At 56.6% G+C, this 20,825-nt stretch carries 18 protein-coding genes; 9 read left to right on the forward strand and 9 right to left on the reverse strand.

The annotated features are described in order from the left end of the window. Window positions 1–24: 24 nt before the first annotated feature. Entirely contained in the window at window positions 25–1,011 is a 987-nt protein-coding gene (locus KP626_RS04780) for an ABC transporter substrate-binding protein (RefSeq protein ID WP_395978863.1), read from the reverse strand. Window positions 1,012–1,079: 68 nt separating this feature from the next. Beyond that, window positions 1,080–1,718: a Crp/Fnr family transcriptional regulator gene (locus KP626_RS04785; protein WP_395978865.1), complete on the reverse strand. Its 639-nt coding sequence runs from the start codon at window positions 1,716–1,718 to the stop codon at window positions 1,080–1,082. Between the two features lie 175 nt (window positions 1,719–1,893). On the opposite strand from KP626_RS04785, the gene KP626_RS04790 reads away from it, so the two are divergent. The 3 genes from KP626_RS04790 to glpK all read left to right on the forward strand — a co-directional run bounded on the left by KP626_RS04790 (window position 1,894) and on the right by glpK (window position 4,875). Beyond that, a complete protein-coding gene (locus KP626_RS04790) occupies window positions 1,894–2,463 on the forward strand; it encodes a manganese efflux pump MntP family protein (RefSeq protein ID WP_395978867.1) in 570 nt (189 codons plus the stop codon). Between the two features lie 52 nt (window positions 2,464–2,515). Further along, a complete protein-coding gene (locus KP626_RS04795; protein ID WP_395978869.1) occupies window positions 2,516–2,998 on the forward strand; it encodes an ECF transporter S component in 483 nt (160 codons plus the stop codon). 389 nt (window positions 2,999–3,387) lie between these two features. Further along, the gene (glpK, locus tag KP626_RS04800) at window positions 3,388–4,875 is read left to right on the forward strand and encodes a glycerol kinase GlpK (RefSeq protein ID WP_395978871.1); all 1,488 of its coding nucleotides are present in this window, start codon (window positions 3,388–3,390) and stop codon (window positions 4,873–4,875) included. Between the two features lie 255 nt (window positions 4,876–5,130). On the opposite strand, the gene KP626_RS04805 is transcribed toward glpK, so the two are convergent. Then, window positions 5,131–5,604, reverse strand: a complete 474-nt coding sequence (locus tag KP626_RS04805; RefSeq protein ID WP_395978873.1) for a GNAT family N-acetyltransferase — start codon at window positions 5,602–5,604, stop codon at window positions 5,131–5,133. Between the two features lies 1 nt (window position 5,605). Beyond that, a complete protein-coding gene (locus KP626_RS04810; RefSeq protein ID WP_395978875.1) occupies window positions 5,606–6,034 on the reverse strand; it encodes a DUF3842 family protein in 429 nt (142 codons plus the stop codon). Window positions 6,035–6,265: 231 nt separating this feature from the next. On the opposite strand from KP626_RS04810, the gene KP626_RS04815 reads away from it, so the two are divergent. Then, window positions 6,266–7,666: an MATE family efflux transporter gene (locus tag KP626_RS04815; RefSeq protein WP_395978877.1), complete on the forward strand. Its 1,401-nt coding sequence runs from the start codon at window positions 6,266–6,268 to the stop codon at window positions 7,664–7,666. A gap of 165 nt (window positions 7,667–7,831) precedes the next feature. On the opposite strand, the gene KP626_RS04820 is transcribed toward KP626_RS04815, so the two are convergent. The 5 genes from KP626_RS04820 to KP626_RS04840 all read right to left on the reverse strand — a co-directional run bounded on the left by KP626_RS04820 (window position 7,832) and on the right by KP626_RS04840 (window position 11,692). Next, entirely contained in the window at window positions 7,832–8,230 is a 399-nt protein-coding gene (locus tag KP626_RS04820; protein WP_395978879.1) for a cytidine deaminase, read from the reverse strand. Between the two features lie 106 nt (window positions 8,231–8,336). After that, the gene (locus KP626_RS04825; RefSeq protein WP_395978881.1) at window positions 8,337–8,639 is read right to left on the reverse strand and encodes a Dabb family protein; all 303 of its coding nucleotides are present in this window, start codon (window positions 8,637–8,639) and stop codon (window positions 8,337–8,339) included. Further along, a complete protein-coding gene (locus KP626_RS04830; protein ID WP_395978963.1) occupies window positions 8,636–9,202 on the reverse strand; it encodes an HDIG domain-containing metalloprotein in 567 nt (188 codons plus the stop codon). The genes KP626_RS04825 and KP626_RS04830 overlap by 4 nt, the downstream gene beginning before the upstream one ends. A 124-nt stretch (window positions 9,203–9,326) precedes the next feature. Continuing rightward, window positions 9,327–10,193, reverse strand: a complete 867-nt coding sequence (gene pdaA / locus KP626_RS04835; protein WP_395978883.1) for a delta-lactam-biosynthetic de-N-acetylase — start codon at window positions 10,191–10,193, stop codon at window positions 9,327–9,329. A gap of 47 nt (window positions 10,194–10,240) precedes the next feature. Further along, window positions 10,241–11,692: an FAD-dependent oxidoreductase gene (locus tag KP626_RS04840; RefSeq protein ID WP_395978885.1), complete on the reverse strand. Its 1,452-nt coding sequence runs from the start codon at window positions 11,690–11,692 to the stop codon at window positions 10,241–10,243. A 221-nt stretch (window positions 11,693–11,913) separates the two neighbouring features. Here KP626_RS04840 and KP626_RS04845 point away from each other — a divergent pair, with 221 nt between their 5' ends. The 5 genes from KP626_RS04845 (at window position 11,914) to KP626_RS04865 (ending at window position 20,802) form a co-directional block, all read left to right on the forward strand. After that, window positions 11,914–12,066, forward strand: a complete 153-nt coding sequence (locus tag KP626_RS04845) for a hypothetical protein (protein ID WP_395978887.1) — start codon at window positions 11,914–11,916, stop codon at window positions 12,064–12,066. 220 nt (window positions 12,067–12,286) lie between these two features. Continuing rightward, entirely contained in the window at window positions 12,287–12,445 is a 159-nt protein-coding gene (locus KP626_RS04850; protein WP_395978889.1) for a DUF1540 domain-containing protein, read from the forward strand. A gap of 79 nt (window positions 12,446–12,524) precedes the next feature. Further along, complete coding sequence (locus KP626_RS04855) at window positions 12,525–12,725, forward strand: hypothetical protein (protein ID WP_395978891.1); 201 nt, start codon at window positions 12,525–12,527, stop codon at window positions 12,723–12,725. 66 nt (window positions 12,726–12,791) lie between these two features. Continuing rightward, window positions 12,792–13,040, forward strand: a complete 249-nt coding sequence (locus KP626_RS04860) for a hypothetical protein (protein WP_395978893.1) — start codon at window positions 12,792–12,794, stop codon at window positions 13,038–13,040. Window positions 13,041–13,350: 310 nt separating this feature from the next. Continuing rightward, window positions 13,351–20,802, forward strand: coding sequence for an amino acid adenylation domain-containing protein (locus tag KP626_RS04865; RefSeq protein ID WP_395978895.1), 7,452 nt, complete (start codon window positions 13,351–13,353; stop codon window positions 20,800–20,802). Window positions 20,803–20,825 lie beyond the last annotated feature (23 nt).

Here is a 20,825-nt window from a genome sequence, read left to right on the forward strand (position 1 = left end):
ATGCTCCTTAGAATATTATGTTTCTTACTGGGCGCCATAGTAGAAGTCAGCCTGGGGCATCTCGCCGCCCACGGACTTGGGGTTGGCTTCGTACAAAGCGGTCAAGAAAGTCTCCATGGCGGATTTCATCTCATCGCCCGCCAAATAGGTGATGTTGCACCGGGGCAGCGCGCTCTTAACCACCGCTTCCGCCATAATATCGGCCTCGCCGATGATCCTGGCGGTCTCCTCCACCTCTTCATTGGCAAAGGTGGTGGAAGCCTGGTACTCCTTTAAAAAGGCCTGGATCTGGGCGTCATCCACATCAGCCTTGGCCACGATGCATCCCATGACCAGGGGAACATCTCCGTTGGCCTCCTTCCAGGCCTGGGTCATATCCACAGCGATTTTCATCTCAGGGGTTTTGCCGGTGATGGAGGTCACAAAGGGCTCGGGCACCATGATGACCTCAGCCGTACCGGCGGCGGCCAGGGCGGCCACCTCAGCATGTTCGCTGCGATACTCCACCGTCACGTCGGCACCGGGGGTCAGGCCGTTCTTCTGCAGCAGATCATTCAGAATGTACTCCGGCGTGGAACCCTGGCCGGATGTATAGATGGTCTTGCCGCGGAGATCGGCTATGGATTTCACGCTGTCGTCGCTGCTGAGAATATATAGCACGCCCAGGGTATTGATGGCCAGCACCCTGGTGTTCCCCTCGGTCTTTTTGTAAAGCACCGCCGCCAGATTGGTGGGAACCGCCGCAATATTCACCTGGCCAGAGATGAACTTGGCGGCCATGTCGTCAGGGGATGCAATCACCTCGACGCTTCCGTACTGGTCCTCATTTTCAATGATCTTCACAGCGCCCAGCGCGGTAGGGCCCTTCAGCACCCCAATCTTCAGGTCCTTCATGGAAGTGGGCTCCGCGGAAGGCTGGGGATTGTTACCGCCGCCGCAGCCCGCCAGCGCGCCGATTAACAGCAATGCTGCCAATAGCATGGTGATCGCTCTACTCTGTCTCCGTTTCATCAAAATTCCCTCCCTAAAATTATCATATCATGATTTATTTATTAATCTGTTGGGGCGAATTCTCGCCCCTATAACAGATAAATCCGTTTTCCCTCCCGGCGTATGGCCCCCTCCGCTATGAGAGCATCCATCGCCCGGTAGACAGTGGCCCGGGAAACCGACAGCTTTGCCGCCAACTGCGCCATGTTATCCTCCAAGCGCACCGTACCCTCCTGATCCACGTTGTGATATAGATAGGAGAGCAGCTTGCTCTTGGCGTCGGTGCCAAAGAGCGCATCCACCCGGCCGCTCAAAAACCGGATACGGGAGCAAAGATAGCTCATATAGTTCTGTACCAGAACAAAATCCATAGAGAGCAGTTCCAGCACGGATTCCCGAGAAAGGAACAGCGCGGTGCATCCCTGGGGGCCAGCATAAATATCGGTTTCAAAGCGGGAAGCGTTTCCAAATACCGTAACCGCCCCAAACAGTCCGCCGGGCTCCAATACGCTCATGGGCATCCGTCTGCCCTCTACCGATGTCTTGCTGGTCAGCGCGCGGCCCTCCGCTACCATACCCAGTCCTTGATAAAACCGATCCTTCTGGTAGATAGCCTCCTCCGGCAAAAAGGATGCGGTACGAAGGACGGCAAGGGCTCGGTCCACCGTTTTAGGCGCTACGCCGCGCCATAGCGGACAGGCTTCCAATAACCGTCGGTATTCCTCCATTACGCCCTCCTTTTTGTCTCATATGATACACTTATAGTATATCCTTTTTTTGAGATTTGTAAATAGATATTTTTTTCACAAATATATTTGACATCGTATCCAATACCAGTTAGTATAGGTACAAAACCCTTGGGGTTATCAAAAATGGCATGGTTCCATGGATAGGAGTGGCGAAATGGATCTATTGACCCTAATACTCACAGCCTGCGGGTTGGCCATGGACGCTTTTGCGGTGGCGGTCAGCAGCGGCATTACAGCCCGAGATCCTTTGGGGCCAAAAGCGCTGCGGATGGGTTTTTTCTTTGGATTTTTTCAGGCGCTCATGCCCCTCATCGGTTATTTTGCCGGGATGTCCATCATGGCCTATATCCAGCACGTAGATCACTTTGTCGCCTTCGGCCTCCTCGCCTTTGTGGGCGGAAAGATGTTGCTGGACGGTATCCGGGGGGAGGAGGACTGCGAAGCGAAGGGGGACTCGTTCCGCATCCAAACCCTTTTAATCCTCTCCATCGCCACCAGTATCGACGCCCTGGCGGTGGGCATCAGCTTTGCTGCGGTATCCGCCAACATCTGGCTTAGCGCCGGCCTCATTGGCGTAATTACCTTTTCGCTCAGCTATTTGGGAGTATTCTTCGGCAAGCGGCTGAGCTGTGCCTTTCAAAAGAAGGCAGTGGTTACAGGAGGCGTCGTTTTGATCCTCATCGGAGCCAAAATCCTGTTGGAGCATCTGGGCATTCTCGGCTGATTTCCCATTTACTACGGTTATCTTATTTTTATATATTTAGGAAGTGATCCATATGAACAACACCAAACGCCTGGCCTATGGAGGACTCCTAGCCGCCCTGATCATGGTGGCCACAGCCTATCTAAAGTTCCCCACCACCCTAGGGTACATCCACATTGGAGACGGGATTATCTATCTATCCGCCGCCATTCTGGGGCCCTTTGCGGGCTTGGTGGCCGCCGTGGGTAGCTGCCTGGCAGACCTTTTGGCAGGCTATGTTACCTATGCCCCCATCACCTTTATCATCAAAGGCATCATGGGGCTTGTGGCAGGCTATCTGCTCCAAAAAAAGACCCGGTCCGTAGCCTATTCCGCCCTGTTGCTCCTGCTGTTGCAGGCCTTTATGGTGCTGGGGTATTTCCTCTTCGAGGCCATTCTCTACGGCATGCCCGCCGCTCTTCCCTCCGCAGGATTTAACTGCATCCAGGGGATCGCTGGCGTGGCCATCGGATTGGCCGCCATTCTATTCACCCAAAAGCTGATGCCGAAAAAATGACCTCTGACCAAAAAGCCGCCCGATTCTGGGCGGCTTTTTTCATCTCGCCAGCCGCCTTTCCATATCCCTTCCGGTTCTCTGTAATCGTGTCCGATAAAAGGGAACCCCTTTCCCCTCTCTTTTTCCGCTCAATAGAATAGCACGGGATTGAGGGTTCCCTCATTTTAGCCTTGTCTAAATAAGGCGAGCCCTGTAAAATATGGGTGGAATTCAGAAATTGATCAACGAGATGTCAAACCGTCCAACCTGGGTTTGGACGGCGTGTGTTGTTGCGTTCTGTTCGCCGGCATGCTCTGCCGGCGGCAGGGCAGCAGCGCAATACAAGGTTTTCCGCAGCCACAGGATGGAATTGGCCCGCGGACAGCTGAAAAACCCTAGGGGGGCGTTCCATGGAAACCTTTATCCTATCCATCGATCAGGGCACCACCAGTACCAGAGCCATTCTATTCGATGCCGCAGGGGCCCCTCGCGCCTCCTATGGAGTGGAGCTGCGGCAATACTATCCCCAGCCAGGTTTTGTGGAGCACGATCCCACGGAGATCATCGGCAGCGTATACCAGTGCATACATGGCGTTCTGGAAAAAGCCGACGTCTCTCCCCAGCAGATTCAAGCCATCGGCATCACAAACCAGAGGGAGACGGTAATCGCCTTTGATCCCCAAACCGGAAAACCCCTATTAAACGCCATCGTGTGGCAGTGCCGCCGCAGCGCCGATATCTGCGCCGAGCTACGCCAGGACGGCATGGCCTCCACCATCAAACACAAGACGGGGTTGGTCATCGATCCCTATTTTACCGCCACAAAAATTCAATGGATCTTTGAAAACGTTCCGGGAGCTTACAAGCGGGCCATGGACGGCCGGCTTTGCTTTGCCACCGTGGACGCCTGGATCCTCTACCACCTCACCGGAAAACGGGTGTTCGCTACCGATGTAACCAATGCCAGCCGTACCATGCTCTTTAACATCAACACCCTGGACTATGACGACGAGCTATTAACCGCCTTTGCAGTACCCCGGTACGCCCTGCCCCAGGTGCTGCCCTCCTGCGGTGTCATGGGTTATACCGACCCAAGCATCCTGGGAGTTGAGATTCCCATCGCCGCCATGGCCGGAGACCAGCAGGCCGCCTTGTTTGGCCATGGCTGTCTTCGCCGGGGCGATGCCAAAAACACCTATGGCACCGGTTGTTTTCTCCTGATGAACATCGGAGAGAAACCTGTGATGACCCGAGATCTCATCACCACCCTAACCGCCACCTCCGACGGCAGCACCCAATACGCCCTGGAAGGCAGCGTCTTTGTGGCGGGCGCCGCCGTAAAATGGCTCCGGGATCAGCTGGGCATCATCAAGAGCGCCGCACAAACCGAGGCCATGGCTCTTTCCGTCCGAGACAGCGGCGGCGTATATGTGGTTCCTGCCTTCACCGGGTTGGGCGCCCCCTACTGGAACATGGATAGCCGAGGGCTCATCATCGGCCTCACCCGAGGAACCCGGCGGGAGCATATCGTCCGAGCCACCCTGGAATCCATCGCATACAGCACCATGGACGTGCTGAACCTCATGGCCATGGCCGCCCAGAACCCCATCTTCGCGCTCAAGGTGGATGGAGGGGCCTGCGCCAACGATTTTCTCATGCAGTTCCAGGCCGATCTCATGGGAGCGCGGGTTCTCCGGCCCCAATACCAGGAGGCCACCGCCCTGGGCGCCGCCTATCTCGCCGGCATTGCCGTGGGATTCTACGGGGAAAACGATCCCATCAACCTATGGGAACTGGAGCAGGAGTTCTCTCCCACCATGGCAAAGGACGTCCGGACGGAGCTGCTGCATAAGTGGCATGACGCCGTGGGACGCACCCTGGACTGGGCCAAACAGTAAACGGATCAAAAAGGGCCGGCTTTCGCCGGCCCTTTTTCTCTTTCTTTATCGTGGCGCCACAAACCTAAGAATCCGCTTCTCCTGAACGATGGGATTTAGCGTCAATACCCAGCTGGGCCACTCCCAGAAGTCAACCTCCCGCGCCCCGGTATGCCAATGGACTTCAGGGGCAACCCGGAGATTCGGGTAAAGGCCCCTTTTCCCTTCATCCTACCATGGCAAATCCCGCTTCCCGCTGGTTCCGGCCACAAATCCTCAAGGTTTCTCTTCCATCATCAGCCGCATGGTGCTCAGTACCGGAGCGAAACCCTCCCGCTCGTAAAGGGATCTTGCCCTTTGGTTTCCTGATAACACGTCCAACTCCAAAAAGCGCAGGCCGTTTTGCCGGGTCCAGGCCTTTGCAGCGTCAATAAGGGCGGTGCCAATGCCCTTATTTCGGGCGTCAGGCCGGACCATGAGATCCATGAGCGCGGCAAACCGGTAGCGAACCATACAGGGGATAGGGGGCGTCAGCTGGGTTTGCAGCACCACAAACCCCAAGATCGTCCCCTCTTCATCGGCCACCAGCACATCGTCCTCATCGCTGTCCAAAACCGCGTCCAGATATTCCACATCCTGATCCGCCGCCTGGATGTACATCGGGGCGATGGCCGCCATCTCGAAAAATAACTCCCGATAGAGCGCCTGTACCGCGGGGTAATCCTCCCGCATCATCGGACGGATCTCCATCCTATTCCTCCTCCGTAAGAGCGGCTCGCACCAATCCAGGCAGCTGGCCCAGCAACTCCTTTAAGGGCAGATCCTGTACTCCGGCTACGGTAATCCCACACCGCTGCAGGGGCAGCAGAACCTTTTCTCCCGGGGCCAGGGCCACCGCCTGGGCCATCCGCGGGGTGATCTCCCCCATCATGGCATCAGCTGTCAAAATCCCAATGGGCCCCACGATGACCTTTGCTTGCCGGCACATATGGCAGACAGCGTTCTCCCCGCTAGCGCCATCCTTCGCCCCGCCCCGCAGCATATTGGCGGTGGCCACCGCGTTGGTGCCAAGGGCGATGATTTCCCCCTCCAGCTCCCCTCGATTCAAAGCTTCAATCACCGCGCGGCCTAGGCCGCCGCCTTTCCCGTCAATCACCGCGATCAATGGTTGTTTCGCCATTTTTCTTCCTCCTTGCTTATCGATTTTATTTCATCACAGAACCCGCCGAAATGCAAACGTTGCCATAGCAACGATTCAATATCTGGAACCGGCTTGCAATAATTTACATAGGGTGTATAGTGTACTTATCAAAAATTTATCGAGTAGCTCGAGCAAAATATTTTGACACGCGGGCAAGAGGCTCCCCCTGGGCGGGGGTCCTGTGTCCACGCCTGCCAAAGTGGAAAGGTGTTGCTAGTCTTGTCCCTTTTTGCCGCCAAAAAAGAGCCGCAAGCCCATCACTTTGAAACCAAGGAAAACCCCACCTTAAAGGAGATCCGCAGCGATATTTTCCGGATGGCATGGCCCTCGGCCATGGAGATGATCCTGGTCTCCCTCTGTGGCATCGTCGATATGATGATGGTGGGCCAGCTGGGCTCCTACGCCATCACAGCCGTAGGGCTGACCAACCAGCCCAAGTTTCTGATGCTGGCCGTGTTTCAGGCGTTTAATGTCGGCTGTACCGCCTTGGTAGCGCGGAGCCGAGGAGAGGGCAGGCAGGACACCGCCAATACAGCGACGTCCAGCAACCTGATCCTCTCCATTGTAATCTCCATCGCGCTATGCACCGTGGGCTTTTTCTTTGCCTCCGATATGGTGCGTTTTATGGGGGGAGACGAAACCACCACCCTGTACGGCACCCAGTATTTTGAATTCCTGTTAATCGGCCTGCCTTTCAACATCGCCGGTATGGCCATCACCGCTGCCCTTCGGGGGGTAGGAAACACCAAGGCCTCCCTTTATATGAACTTCACGGCCAACATCATCAACGTGTTTTTCAACTACTGCCTCATCTACGGCAATTTCGGTTTCCCCCGCCTGGAGGTAGCGGGCGCCGCCATCGCCACCTCTCTTGGGTTCGTGGTGGCCTTTTTCCTCGGACTTTTTATTCTGCTCCGCAAGCACCAATACGTCTATCTGTCCCGCAAGAACAAGCTTCTGGATTGGACGGTAATCAAACGGATGACCCGGGTGGGCAGTCCCGCCATGGCGGAGCAGCTCGGCATGCGGATCGGTCAAACCATCTTCACCCGGGTGGTATCGGGGTTGGGCACCGCCGCCTTTGCCGCCCATATGGTGACCATCAACATCGAAAGCCTGTCCTTTACCACAGGCCAGGCCTTTGGTGTAGCCTCCACAACCTTTGTAGGTCAAAACCTAGGCCGCGAGCGACCTGATTTGGCGGAGGAGTACGCGCGCCAGACCAACCGAGTGGGGCTGGTGGTGGCCGTCCTCATCGGCCTTTTGATGTTCACCTTTGCCCGGCCCATCGTTTTGATGTACAACAATGAACCCGACGTGGTGGCCATGGCGGTAGGAGTACTCACCTTCGTATCCATCACCCAGCCCGTTCAATGCTCCTATTTCATCCAAGCTGCCTCCCTGCGGGGAGCGGGCGATACCCGGTTTACCGCCATGGTATTGATGCTGTGCGTCATGATCCTGCGCCCCTTGTTTGGCATCCTTCTGGTCAATGTATTCGGCTGGGGACTCATCGGCGCCTGGATCGCCATCACCGCGGAACAATTCGTTCGGTGTATCCTTGTCACCTACCGGTTCCGAACCGGCAAATGGAAAGAAATGCGGGTCTAAAAAAAGCGCCTCCAACGGAGGCGCTTTTTCTTTATCCTTCTTCAATGGTTACACAATACAAAAAGTTCTCCCTAGTTTGCTGCCGTTGGAGCTTTTATCAAAAACAACTGCAAAGAGCGTAAAAAGACTTAATAAAAACCCCTGACTAAATATGGACGTGCGCCGCTATTTCTCCAAACAATACGCAAACGGCTGCAGTTCTTTAGCACAAACTTTTTTTGTTTTTCCATTGACTACGATAATTACTTCACACATGGGTGCGTAATCGCACAGCAGCTGGCGGCAATTCCCGCAGGGCGGAATAATCTCTTCGCCTCTTTTTCCTCGGACCGCTACGATTGTCTCAAAAGCTCTTTCCCCATTTGTTATGGCAGTACCTATTGCGATCTGCTCGGCACATGCTCCATGCAAAGAATAAACATTTACTCCAACATATATTTTCCCGCTTTTGCATCGAACAGCAGCTCCAACCGTGTGATTGTAATTTTCATCATCATAATTCATTTGAATTGTATTTTGAGCAAGCGAGATCAACGCATAATCGCTGTCGTTAAGGTCATACATACTGCTTCCTCCACAACCACCGGTTTTCTTGAACAGATGCGCCTCTGTCTCAGAAGCATTCGCCCCTGCAAGTGCTTTTTTACATCGATTGGTCCCATTCCCGCTTTTACAGCTCCCAATCCACCGCCACCCGGCTCTCACGGATCTCATTGCAAAACTCCGATACCTTCACATGAGCCGGATGAACCTTATACGCATGGAGCGCCTCCATGGAGGAAAACACCGAAACAAGACAAGCGTCATAATTTCCCCCATCACCGGTGCAATCGATGCCCACCTCCATCTCCACAATTCCCTGGATCAGAGGACGAAGCGCCATGAGCCGATCCCGCAGCAGGACGGCGTTTTCCTCCTTGTTCCGTCCCTGGGCATGGTCCAGCAGCTTCCAACACACCACATGCTTGATCATTGCGCTTCCCCCACAAGGCCCAGGACATCGGCGTATTTTTTCATCCCCTCGATGGTATGGGCCATCAGCTCCTCTAGCGGCATGCCCAGTCGGTCAGCACCATCCTGAATCACATCCCGGTTGATGGCAGCGGCAAAGGCCTTGTCCTTCCACTTCTTTTTGACGGACTTTACCGTGAGATCCATAATGCTTCGGCTGGGCCGCACCAACACGCAGGCGTTGACTAAGCCGGTCATCTCATCGGCGGCATATACGGCCTTTTCCATATCGCTCAGGGGCTCCACATCGGTACATAGGCCATAGGCATGGCTCTGCACCGCCCGAATGATATCCTCCGGCACTCCCTTTTCCTCCAGCAGTTCCCTAGCCTTTACGGCATGCTCTTGGGGATAGCGCTCATAATCAATATCGTGAAGGATGCCCACTACGCCCCAGCGTTCCTCATCCCCCTGAAGAACCCTGGCCAGTTCCTCCATAGCGGCCTGTACCGCCACACAGTGCTTGATAAGGCTCTCCTTCTCAACGTATTCCTTCAACAGCCCGTAGGCTTCTTCCCTCGTCATCTCCACGGTTAACCCCCTCTTTCTTTGGTTTCATTCATTATAGCGGGATGAAGAGCCCGGCGCAATAAAAGCGTTGCCCGCCCAGAAGAAAAGCCCCGTCCATCCACGGGGCTTTTCTTTTCACCTATTTATTCAAATCCTCCAAACTGCCAAAGGTATAGCCCATCTCCTCCCATTTCGTCAAAAGATCATCCATAATTTCGGCGTTTGTAGAACTGGTGCTGTGCAGCAGCACGATGGCGCCAGGATGGATCCGGGGTAGCAGCTTGGCATAAGCCTCCTCCGGGGTGGGCTGTTTCTCCTCATACCAATCGGCGTATGCCAAGCTCCAGAAGCAGGTAGTATACCCCAGCTGCTGGGCTTGCTTAAGATTGCTTTCGCTAAATTTTCCCTCGGGAGGACGGTAGAATTTCTTCATCTCCTGGCCGGTGCATTCCTGGTAGAGCGCCTCCAAGTCGGTGATCTCCTTTTTAAATTTCTCCATCTCCCCGATTTTGCTCATGTTGGGATGATGCATGGTATGGTTTCCCACGATATGTCCCTCAGCCACCATCCGTTTTACAAGATCGGGACTGCTCTCAATGTAATGCCCTACCAAGAAAAACGTAGCGGGAGCATTGTGCTTTTTTAGGGCATCCAGGATCTTCTCCGTGTTGCCGTTTTCATAGCCGGCGTCAAAGGTTAGATAGATCACCTTTTCATCGGTAGGCGCCACATAGTAGCTGTTGTACTGAGCCAGGAACTCCGCTTCGGCGTTGCCCCGAGGCTTTTCCCCCTCGGCGCCAAAGCTAAGCCCCCAGTTCTGGGGATGATAGGCCACGATGGTAACCACGCTCTCCCCAATGCCCCATAACTGAGTCCCCACCAGCAGCGCCAACACCGATACAGCCAGCAGATACGCGCCCCGTTTCAACCTCTTTCCATTCCATCCGCCGGACTGCTTTTTCCGACGGGACTTTCCCTTGGGCACCCGGGTCCATATAAGCTTCATGGCGCCACACTCCTTCCCCAGTATCCATATGGGGAAAGGGCTGTCCCTTATTCCTCTCCGATGCCTCGAATGGCCGGGGCCTCCAGTACGTTTCCATGGATATCATACCGGGAACCATGGCAGGGGCAGTCCCAGGTCTTCTCCGCATCGTTCCACTTCAGGCTACACCCCATGTGGCTGCATTTAGCCTTTATGGTAAATTCCTCCCCAAACTCATTTCGGTATAGGCCCATCCGCTTGCCATCCTTGCGGACTACCTGTCCCCCCTGGGATTCCGGTTTTAAGGAGGGAATTCCCATCCAGCCCGCCGCCAAAGAGGCCGCCAGAGTGCCGGTATGGGCAAGATATCCCCGCGTCATATCCAAAGGCGCTACCCGCCATGGCCGGTACAGTTCTTCGTAAACGCTCTTGCCCCGATGCACCAAGTCGCTCAGAATGCCGGCGGCTGCCAGCGCCTGGCTCATACCCCACTTTTGAAAGCCGGTGGCCACCAGACGACGATCATCGGACTTCCCATACCAGCCGATAAGCGGAACCCCGTCATAGGGCATACAATCCTGTGCAGACCACCCCTCCATGCTCTGCACACGGCCAAACTGTTGCCGGGTCCGTTCCAAAAGCCGTTGGTATGGATTCCCCTGAGGATCCTTTCCGGTAGGATGCCGTATTCCCGAAGCGATGATCCACTCCCCCGCGGGACGATAGCTTGGGCTATCCTCCTCTACGCCAAAATACATGGCGCAGAGCTTAGGCCCCTCCAAACGGCAAGCGTAGGAACGCTCTTGATACATGCGGGCATAATACATGCCTGGCTTATCCAGAATGGGATAATGTGTGGCTATAACAACATGGCTGGCCATGACGCCTCCTTCGGGCGTATGAACCCGGCCAAAATCATCGATGCGCAAAGCCCGGGTTTCCTCATAGATACGACATCCCCTCTTGGCTAGCGCCCTGGCCATGCCCTGTACAAATTTCAGAGGATGAAAGATGGCCTGGTCCTCCAATACCAATGCGGCTTTCGTTGCAAAGGGCAAAGTTTCCTCCGCCCAGCGGCTCTCAATCCCTGCCCGCTTATGGGCGTCTTTCTCCCGTTTTAAAGTCTCCACCCCCCGCTCGGTGGCAGCATACAGATAGAATGGCGCGGCCGCATAGTCGCATTGCACCTCCCAATCCCGCAAAAGCGCGGGATACTCCAAAAGCGCCTCTCGATTGGCCTGGCCGTGAAGAGAAGCACCGCGGGGACCTTTGCGCCGGATCAAATCCTGGTAGCAGGTGGCTCCGTGCTGCACTGTGATCTTAGCCGTGGTGCCGCCGGTGGCGCCCGACCCCAAGCGCCGAGCCTCCAAAAGCACCACCCCATAGCCCTTTTCCATCATGCGAGCGGCGGTGCACAGTCCCACGATACCGCCTCCAATGACGCACACATCCGCCGAAGTCTTCTCCGTAAGAGGCGGATAGTCCGTCCGCTCCACGCTCTTCTCCCAGTAGGATTCCATTAGGACGCTCCTTTTTCTTCCAATCTATCGGTTAGTATGGCGCGGCCGCAGGATTCTATACCATAGGCTAAAACGATTCTCTCCAGCCGGCCCATAATTTTGGACAAAAAATCATATTTCCGCCATATTATGTCACCTAGGATTAACATTTATATAAAAATCACTTGCTATCCTAACATCATCAAGGGAACGAACGGCTCCCAGGAAAGGAAGGGAATTCCATGTTACAGGCAATCATGATCGGCACTGTGGTTCTCGCGTTTTTGCCCATGGTCTGGTGCGGGTATCTCACGTTGACCTTATACCGTCAGTATCAAATACAGCAGCGGTTCTCAAAAGGGATCAGGGTTCCCGCCTACCGGCCTCGGGGCTAATCCATCAGCTTTTCCCGGCGGTTTCCTGCGCCATATAACCAACCAATCCAAATAACCAATCCAACGCAGCAGAGAAAAACCCTTTTTCATCATCTAATTTTGCGCAACCGAAGCCACCGGTAAAAGCCGCCGATTTCCGGCGGCTTTTTTGTGTAAAAGACCGCGCATAAACCTCCTTCTCCTGGGCACACTATGAGTGAATCTTCGGAGGTGAGAAAACATGCAGGCCAACAAAAGTATTGGTTGTACCGTAACTCAGTGTGTACATCATTGCCAGAGCGAGAATTTCTGCTCCCTGGATCAGATTTCCGTGGGTACCCACGAGCAGAATCCCACTCAGTGCCAGTGCACCGATTGTGAATCCTTCCGTGTAAAATAACGATTCGCGCAAAAGAACTCCGCCAGGCGGGGTTCTTTTGTTTTTGGATAGGTTCAACCCCATGGGGAATCCTAATTCCATGAAACCCGTAACCCGTGCCATCTACGACTGTATCCTGGACTTCCCCGGAGAAACCGTCTCTTTTCTCTTTCGGGAGACGGGGTATCCTATGCTTTCCATTTTAGATGCCCTCAACCGCCTGGAAGAGCAAAACTTCATAGTGGTAGACCGCTCCTACGTGGATCCAGGCTGCTACCGGTGCTACCCTACCCTGGACTAACATAGTTTTTCCCCTGCCGGGACAAACTATGAAGGCGGATGCATCGAATAAGAAAGGACTGATCCTATGCATAAGGACCTGCCCCAGGACCGGGCCATCAAAAAGTCCTACCGCGAGGAAGAGGATGCGATTTTGCACCTGGAGCCCGAATCGGTGGTCTCCACCACCGAATGCACCGGTCTGGTTCAGGCGGAAATCATCTCGCAGCCCGAGGTGGAATCCTATCTGGAGATCTACGACATCCCCCTCAAAGAGGATGGGGCGCATGTGCGGGGGAACCGCCATACCAACGGAGACGGCCGCATCCTTCATTAAAAAAAGAGCCCGCATGGGCTCTTTTTTTAATAGCAAAACATCCGAAGAGATTTTGCCCTCTTTTGCTCCTCCGGTCACACTAAAACATATTCTTGGATTTCTCCGATTCTTTATGAGTTTTTATGCGTTTTTGTGGGTTTTCTATCGGTCTTTCTCGACAAAAACCTTGCTATTTCATCCAAATAAATCATATAATTAATGTTACATTGTTACCAAATTTATGTTGGGCGAATATCGCCGCATATTTATTCAGTATGGCAAGACCGCGGCTGCGGCCTGCAGGGTGGATGATAGGGTGGAGAAAGCGAAGATGCCGCATACAGACGCATATCCCCTTTCCCAAAGCCAGCAAAACATCTGGCGGCTGGAAAGGACCCATTCCGGCGCTCCCATCGGCAACATCTGTGAGGCCGTTCACATCAGGGGGCGGTTTGATCCTGCCCTTTTGCAGGAAAGCCTCAACCATGTCCTGGCACAGGACGCCTCCCTGCGCACACGACTTCTCCTCTCAAAGGAGGGGGAACCCCGGCAATATACGGCGGATTATACGCCCGTTCATTTTCCCGTATTCGATTTCACCCTGTCTTCCAAAGAAAGCTTTGATCACTGGGAGGCCACAGTGGCGCGGGAGCCCCTTCCCCTGGTGGGCGGCCCCCTTTTTTCCTTTTCCATCTTTAAGCTGGGAGAATCCCATGGCGGCGTCCTTCTAAAAACCCACCATATCATCTCGGACGGCTGGTCCCAGGTGCTGCTCACCAACCGTGTGGCGGCTGCCTATCTTGCTCTGTTGGCAGGGGAACCCCTTGTGGAGGAATCCTATCCCAGCTATCGCCGTCATGTGGATAAGGAGCAGGCCTATGCCACGTCCGCCGCCCATGGACGAGACCAGGCGTTTTGGGAAAACCTTCTGGCAGAGCCCTTCACCCCTGCGGCCATCAAGGAATGCAAAAGCGCCCAGGTCAGCCCCATTGGGCTTCGAAAGACCTTTGATCTGCCGGAGCTATTAAACCACGCCATCTTTTCCTTCTGTGAACAAAATCGGGTCTCCCCCTTTGCGGTTTTCTATATGGCCTTGGCCATCTACCTCAAACGGGCCAAGGGACTGGATCGGTTCAGCATCGGCGTGCCCATCTTCAACCGGGGGGATTTTGTCGACCGGGAAACCACAGGTATGTTCGTCAGCACCCTGCCCTTTCTCTTTTCCCTGGACGAAAGCTGGAGTTTTGAGGAGTTTAATCGCAACCTAGGGGAAAGCTGGTACGATCTTCTGCGCCACCAGCGGCTTCCCTTTGCCGAGATCGCGGCTCAGGCCCGGGCACAGCATCCACATATGGATCAGCTCTTTCACCTGGTGCTTTCCTATCAAAACGGGGTCATCATGGCGGGAGAGGACGCCTCGGTCACCTTGTCGGGACAATGGGATTACAACGGCTACCAAGGGGAGCAGCTGTGCATCCATCTCAATAATATACGGGACATCCACCGGTATTCCGTAAGCTACGACTATCTGGCCCAGCTCTTCTCAGAGCGGGAGATCACAGATCTACACAGCTACCTTACCGGTATCCTGTACCAAGCCCTAGAGAATCCAAGGATCCCCATCCGGGAGATTGCCCTCCCCAGCCGGGAAGAGCAGGAGACGGTGCTCTTCGATTTCAACCGGACAAATGCCCCCCTGCCTTTTCATACCCTGTATGAAGGCCTGCGCCTTGCCTATGAAAAGCACCCCCGGCGGGTAGCCGTCATCCACGATGGCCACCGCTATCCCTACGCCCTTTTGGAGCAGCGGGCAAACGATTACGCCCATGCCCTAAGCGATTCCCGGGAGCCGGTAGCTATTGGACTGCCCCGAACCCAGGAACTGCTCATGGCCATGGCGGGAGCAGCCCAGGCGGGACGCCCCTGGGTGCTGCTCTCTCCCTCTCTGCCCCAGGAGCGGGCGGAGGAGCTGATCCGGGACAGTGGAGCCACCACCCTCCTTCTTTCAGAGGACAACGCTTCCTCCTTCGCCCACCTGGAACTGCCCATCCTCTCCCCCCAGTCGCTGCCTCACGTCCCCGAGGCCTTTGTCTGTCCCGCCGCACCCGGAGATCTTGCCTATCTCGTCTATACCTCCGGCAGTACCGGACATCCCAAAGGGGTGGAGATCACCCAGGAAAACCTGTGTAGCTTTGCCTCTGGCATGTCCTCTCTTTACGGCCATGGAGCAGTACTGTCCCTCTGCAACCTAGGCTTTGACGTGTTTTTGCTGGAGAGTATGGCCGCCCTTTTAAACGGGCGTACCATCGTTCTGCCCCGGGAAGAGGATCTGGAGCGTCCCCAGCGGCTGGCGGAACTGATCACCGGCTTTGCAGTGGGGACTATGGCCCTAACTCCTTCCAGACTAAGCGCATACCTCAAAAACCCTGCCTTCCAACGAGCCGTGGTGCGGGTGGAGTCTCTCATCTGCGGAGGAGAATCCATCTCCCCCGCCCTGCTCCATCAGATCCAGCTTCTCACCGATGCCCGGATCTACAACCAATATGGCCCTTCCGAAGCCACGGTAGGGGTCAGCTACAAGCTGCTCAACGGTACCAACGCCATCACCGCCGGCCGGCCCATGGACAACTGTAAGCTTTACGTGCTGGATCAATACCGCCACCCCCTCCCCATCGGAGTCTACGGGGAAATATACATTGGCGGTAAAAACGTAGGCCGCGGCTATCGAAACGCCCCAGAATTAACGGAAAAGAGCTTTTTCCCCAGCCCCTTTTCCCATGGGGAGCGCCTCTACCGTACCGGGGACGTGGGATGCTGGACGAAGGACGGTGAACTGCTGCTGGGCGGCCGGATGGACGGCCAGCTCAAGGTTCGGGGCGTACGGCTGGAACCCCAGGAGATCACCGCCTGCCTCCTGGGCCATCCTAGGATTACGGACGCCGCGCTCCAGGTGGCAGAGCTTTCCGGCGTCCCCTGTCTTGTGGCCTACTACACCACCAGCGCTCCCCTAACAAAGGGGGAGCTGCTTCGGCATATGGGACGTAGCCTACCGGATTATATGATCCCAGCGCACCTGGTGGAGGTGCCGGAAATTCCCCTGAGCCCCAATGGCAAAGCGGACGTTTCCCTCCTGCCCCTGCCCCAAGCTTCTCAGGAGGATGCTTCCGCCACCCCTTTAGAGCGGCAGATACTGGATCTTTTCCAGCGGGTGCTGAACCGCCCAGGACTCACCCCCAACAGCGATTATTTTTCGGTCGGCGGGGATTCCCTCAATGCCATGGAAACTCTGTTAGAGCTGGAGTCCATTCACGGCCTGACCCTCACCGTATCCGATCTTTACGCCCTGCGAACCGCTCGAAACCTAGCCGCGCTTTTAGCGGACGAGACCGCAGCGCTTCCCAAGGCCACCGGCGTCCCCGCAGCGCCAGATTTAGAGGATTATCCCCTAACGCCCGCCCAGGCCGGAATTTTCCTACAGTCCCAGCTGGACCCCGCAGGTCTCGTCTACCATATGCCGGGGCATCTGGTTCTGCCCACTGGGCTGGACCTCCAGCGCCTGGAATCCGCCATGATTCGACTGATCCAGGAGGAGCCGATTCTGCGGACGGGATTTTATCTCCGAGACGGCCAGCCCCGGCAGCGGGTATCCCCCCATGTGGAATTCCATCTGGATTCCCTCTCGGCCGCCACCTTAGAGGAGGCCCAAAAGGCGTTCCTCGCTCCCTTTGACCTGGCGTCGCCTCCCCTATTCCGGGCCGCCACCTGGAAAAAGGAAAGCGGAGAAACCCTCCTTCTGCTGGACCTGCACCATCTCATCGGGGATGGTCTCAGCACGTCCCTCTTCCTTGAGCGGCTGGATCGGTGTTATAGAGGGAAATCCCTCCATAAACCCTCCCTCCGATACATCGATTACGCCCATTATCTGGCCCAGGAACGGCAGATAGATCTGACCTACTGGGAGGAAACGCTCCCCAAAGAACCAGTGGAGCTGCCTACCGACCTTCCCCGGCAGAGAACTTTTGACTACCGGGGAGAGCAGCACCGGTTTCAGTTGGACCGGTGGACCGCCCAGGCCTGTCGAGATTACTGCGCCCAGCGGGGAATCTCCCTGTTCACCCTTTTGGCAGGAGTGTTCGGCATCCTGCTCTCCAAGATATCGGGAGCGGATTCCCTCTCCCTGGGCACTCCCATGGCAGGACGAAACCATTCGCAGCTGGACCAAATGCTGGGCTGCTTTGTCAGCACCCTGCCCCTTACCCTGACGCCCAACGCTTCAGCGGCGGCGCGGGACTATCTCGCGGACACCGGAAAGCGGATCATGGAGCTTCTGGACCGGCAGGACACTCCTCTTGAGCGCCTGCTCCCCCTGGGCAAAACCCCCCATAGCCTGGGCGGTAACCCCCTGTACAGCGCTCTGTTTTCCCTCCGGCCCAAATCGGAGGAATCCCTCGCTCTGGATGGGCATCCCCTTAACCTAATCCCCATTCCCACCCATACCGCTAAGCTGGAGCTTTCCCTGGAAGCCGCTCCCCAAGCGGATGGCATCGCCTTTACCCTGGAATACGCCTCCTCCCTGTTCGAGGAGGCTACCATCGCCCTCTACGGACGGTGCTACCGCACCATCCTCGGGGAGATTCTCGCGGATGACAGCCGTGCCATCGGCGCTCTAGCCGTCCTCTCCCCCAGCGATCGGTTCCGTCTGTGGGATCAACACAATCAAACCAAGATCCCCTTCCTAAAGCTGCCGCTGGACGTTCAAATCGACCAAGCGGCCAAAACACATCCCCACCGCGTCGCCATCCGGTTTGAGGAGGAAACGCTCACCTATGGGGAGCTTCGCACCCAGACCGATGCCCTGGCCGCCCGCTTGCAGGCCGCTGGCGCCCAGCGGGGCGCCGTCATCGCCCTATGCTGCCGCCGAACGCCCCAGCTTCTGCTTTCCATGATCGCCATTGCCAAGGCGGGCTGTGCCTATCTGCCCGTTTCTAGGGACCTTCCCCCTGCCCGGGTAGCCTATATGCTGCAAAACGCAGGCGCCGTCATGATCCTCACAGACGGTACTGGGGAGGACGCGCTCCGGGAGAGTCAGCTTCCCCGGATCACCATAGACTGTCATTGCCAAACGCCATTCCGGCCCGTAGAGGGCCGGACGGAAGAGGACCTTCTCTATGTCCTATATACCTCTGGCTCCACCGGCATGCCCAAAGGGGTCATGGTACCCCACCGGGCCATCTGCAACCTGCTACTGAGCATAGGGGAACTGCTGGCTCCCACCCATGGTCCGGTGCTGTGTACCACCGGCATAACCTTCGATACCTTCATCACTGAAAGCCTCCTCCCCCTAGCCCTGGGCCGTACCGTAATCCTGGCTGGAGAAGAGGAATCCCTTCTTCCCTGGCGTATCGCCTCCCTCATGGAACGGTACCGGCCGGGGCTGGCACAGTTTACTCCTTCCCGCCTCCAGATGTGCTTGGGGGAGGAAACCTTCCGCCGGGCCATGGCAGGGGTAGAGTCAGTGATTCTAGTGGGGGAAGCCCTATCGGACGGCCTGCTGCGGCTTTTGCAGTCCACCGGAAGCGTACGCATCCTCAATATGTACGGTCCCACCGAAGCAGCGGTCTATGTGACGGTGGCGGACCTCACCCGCGAGAGCCGCTCCACCATAGGCCATGGCCTGGCTAATTGCCGCCTATATGTCTTGGATGAAACCCAGGCCCCCGTGCTTCCCACCGCCCAGGGAGAGCTTTACCTGGCCGGGGACTGCCTGGCGCTGGGCTATTGCCAACGGCCCGATCTAACCCAGGCTGCCTTCCTTACAGATCCCTTCTTCCCTGGGGAATCCATGTACCGCACCGGGGACATGGTCCGGCTCCGTGCAGACGGTTCCCTGGATTTTCTGGGTCGGCTGGATGGCCAAGTCAAGATTGGCGGTCAGCGGGTAGAGCTTCAGGAGGTGGAAACCGCCCTTTTGGATACCGCGCTCATCTCCCAGACAGCGGTGTTAGGGGTGGAGGATGGCGCCGGCAGCAAGTTTCTCTGGGCTTTCCTGGTACCCGCCAGAGAATCCAAGCTGGACCTGGACGCCCTCCGGGCCCGGCTGGCTCAGCGTCTGCCCCGCCACATGGTACCCCAGCGGATGACCATCCTCTCCTGCCTGCCCCAGACCGCCAGCGGCAAAACCGATCGCCTGGCTCTGCTGGCCCGGGCTTCGGAAACCGATCCTTCCCCGGCTCCCGCTGCTCCCGGTGCGAAAAAGCCCGCATTGGAACCCCACTGTGACCCAGCCCAGCATCCGCCACAGGAGGATGGGGCCGGCTTCCATTCCCTTTCCAGGATGGAACCGCCTGCAAAAGTCACTCCCAGCCCGGAGCCACTGCCCCCGCATGAACCGCCGTCCGATCTCTGGACGCCGCCCAGTGTGGATGCCCTTGCCGCACTCTGGCAGCAGGTGCTGCACATCCAGCCTCAGCCCAATCAATCCTTCTTCCAACAGGGGGGCACCTCCCTGGGCGCCCTCAGCCTGTTGAGCCTGTACTATGGAAACGGCTGGTCCATGACCCTTTTGGACTTCTACAATCACCCTACCCTGGTCCAGCAAGCCGCCCTGCTGAACGCCTCGTATCAAGAGGGGACGGCTAAGGAGCCCATCGCGACCTTCCCAGCGGCGCAGCCGGTTGAAGAAATAAAATCGGAGTTTTTGCCGCAGCCTGCCCGCCCCACTGGACCAGTAGCAGCCTCTTCCCAGGATACGCTCCTTCTGACGGGGGCCACGGGATATCTTGGTGCCCACCTTCTAAAAACGCTGGTAGAGGCGGATAGGGGGCCTGTCCTATGCCCCATCCGAGGCGGGCAGGAACGGCTCTATAGCATCCTCTCCTGGTATTTTGGCCAGGGATGGCTGGATCTCCATCGGAGCGACCTCCGGGCAATCCCAGGCGATATCACCCAGCCGCGGCTGGGGTTGGGGCAATCCATCAAGGCAGGTGGACTGATCCACGCCGCCGCCGATGTACGCCACTACGCGCCGCCGGCGGATTCCCTTCGTACCAACCGGGATGGCACCGCTCATGTTCTTTCCTTGGCCTGGGATCTAGGCGTCCCCCTGCACCATATTTCCACCATCAGCGTATCGGGGGAATACCTTACCGCATCCCCTCAAGAGGAGCGAACCTTTACGGAAAGGGACTACGACATCGGCCAGAACTGGCGGGACAACGTCTACGTCCAAAGCAAATTCCTGGCCGAAGGGCTGGTGCATCAGGCCATAGAGCGGGGTCTTCACGCCTCCATCTACCGGGTCGGCCACCTGGTAGGCCGGGACAGCGACGGCATGTTCCAGCGCAACCCGGAGAGCAACTCCCTGTTCTCCTTCCTCCAAGGGCTGCGCCACCTGTATCGGATGCCCCTTTCCCAGCGGGATACCCAGGTGGAACTAACGGCCGTCGATCTCTGCGCCCGGGCCATCTCCCTATTGATGCAATCGGATCCCGGGGTATACCATGTGATCAATCCCCACACCCTGTCCCTATACGAACTATCCCAAGAGCTGGGGCTATCCATAGAGCCGGTGCCGGATCAATCCTTTGAAACCCATCTGGCCCAGGTGCTGCGGAGGGAGCACGGCCACGCCCTCAGCATGGTGCTGGACCTCTGGCTCCGGTCAAAGGCCGTTCCCACCCGCATTCACCCTACCGCCAATAGCACCCAGGACGCGCTATCGGCTCTGGGCTTTGCCTGGCCAGAACCGAGCCCCGCCCGGCTTTTAAAAGCCTTTTTCCGCTAATTTTGCCGTGAGTGAGCATTCTA

This window comes from Christensenella sp. MSJ-20, assembly GCF_044357945.1.
In the GTDB taxonomy this organism is placed as follows: domain Bacteria; phylum Bacillota; class Clostridia; order Christensenellales; family QAND01; genus QAND01.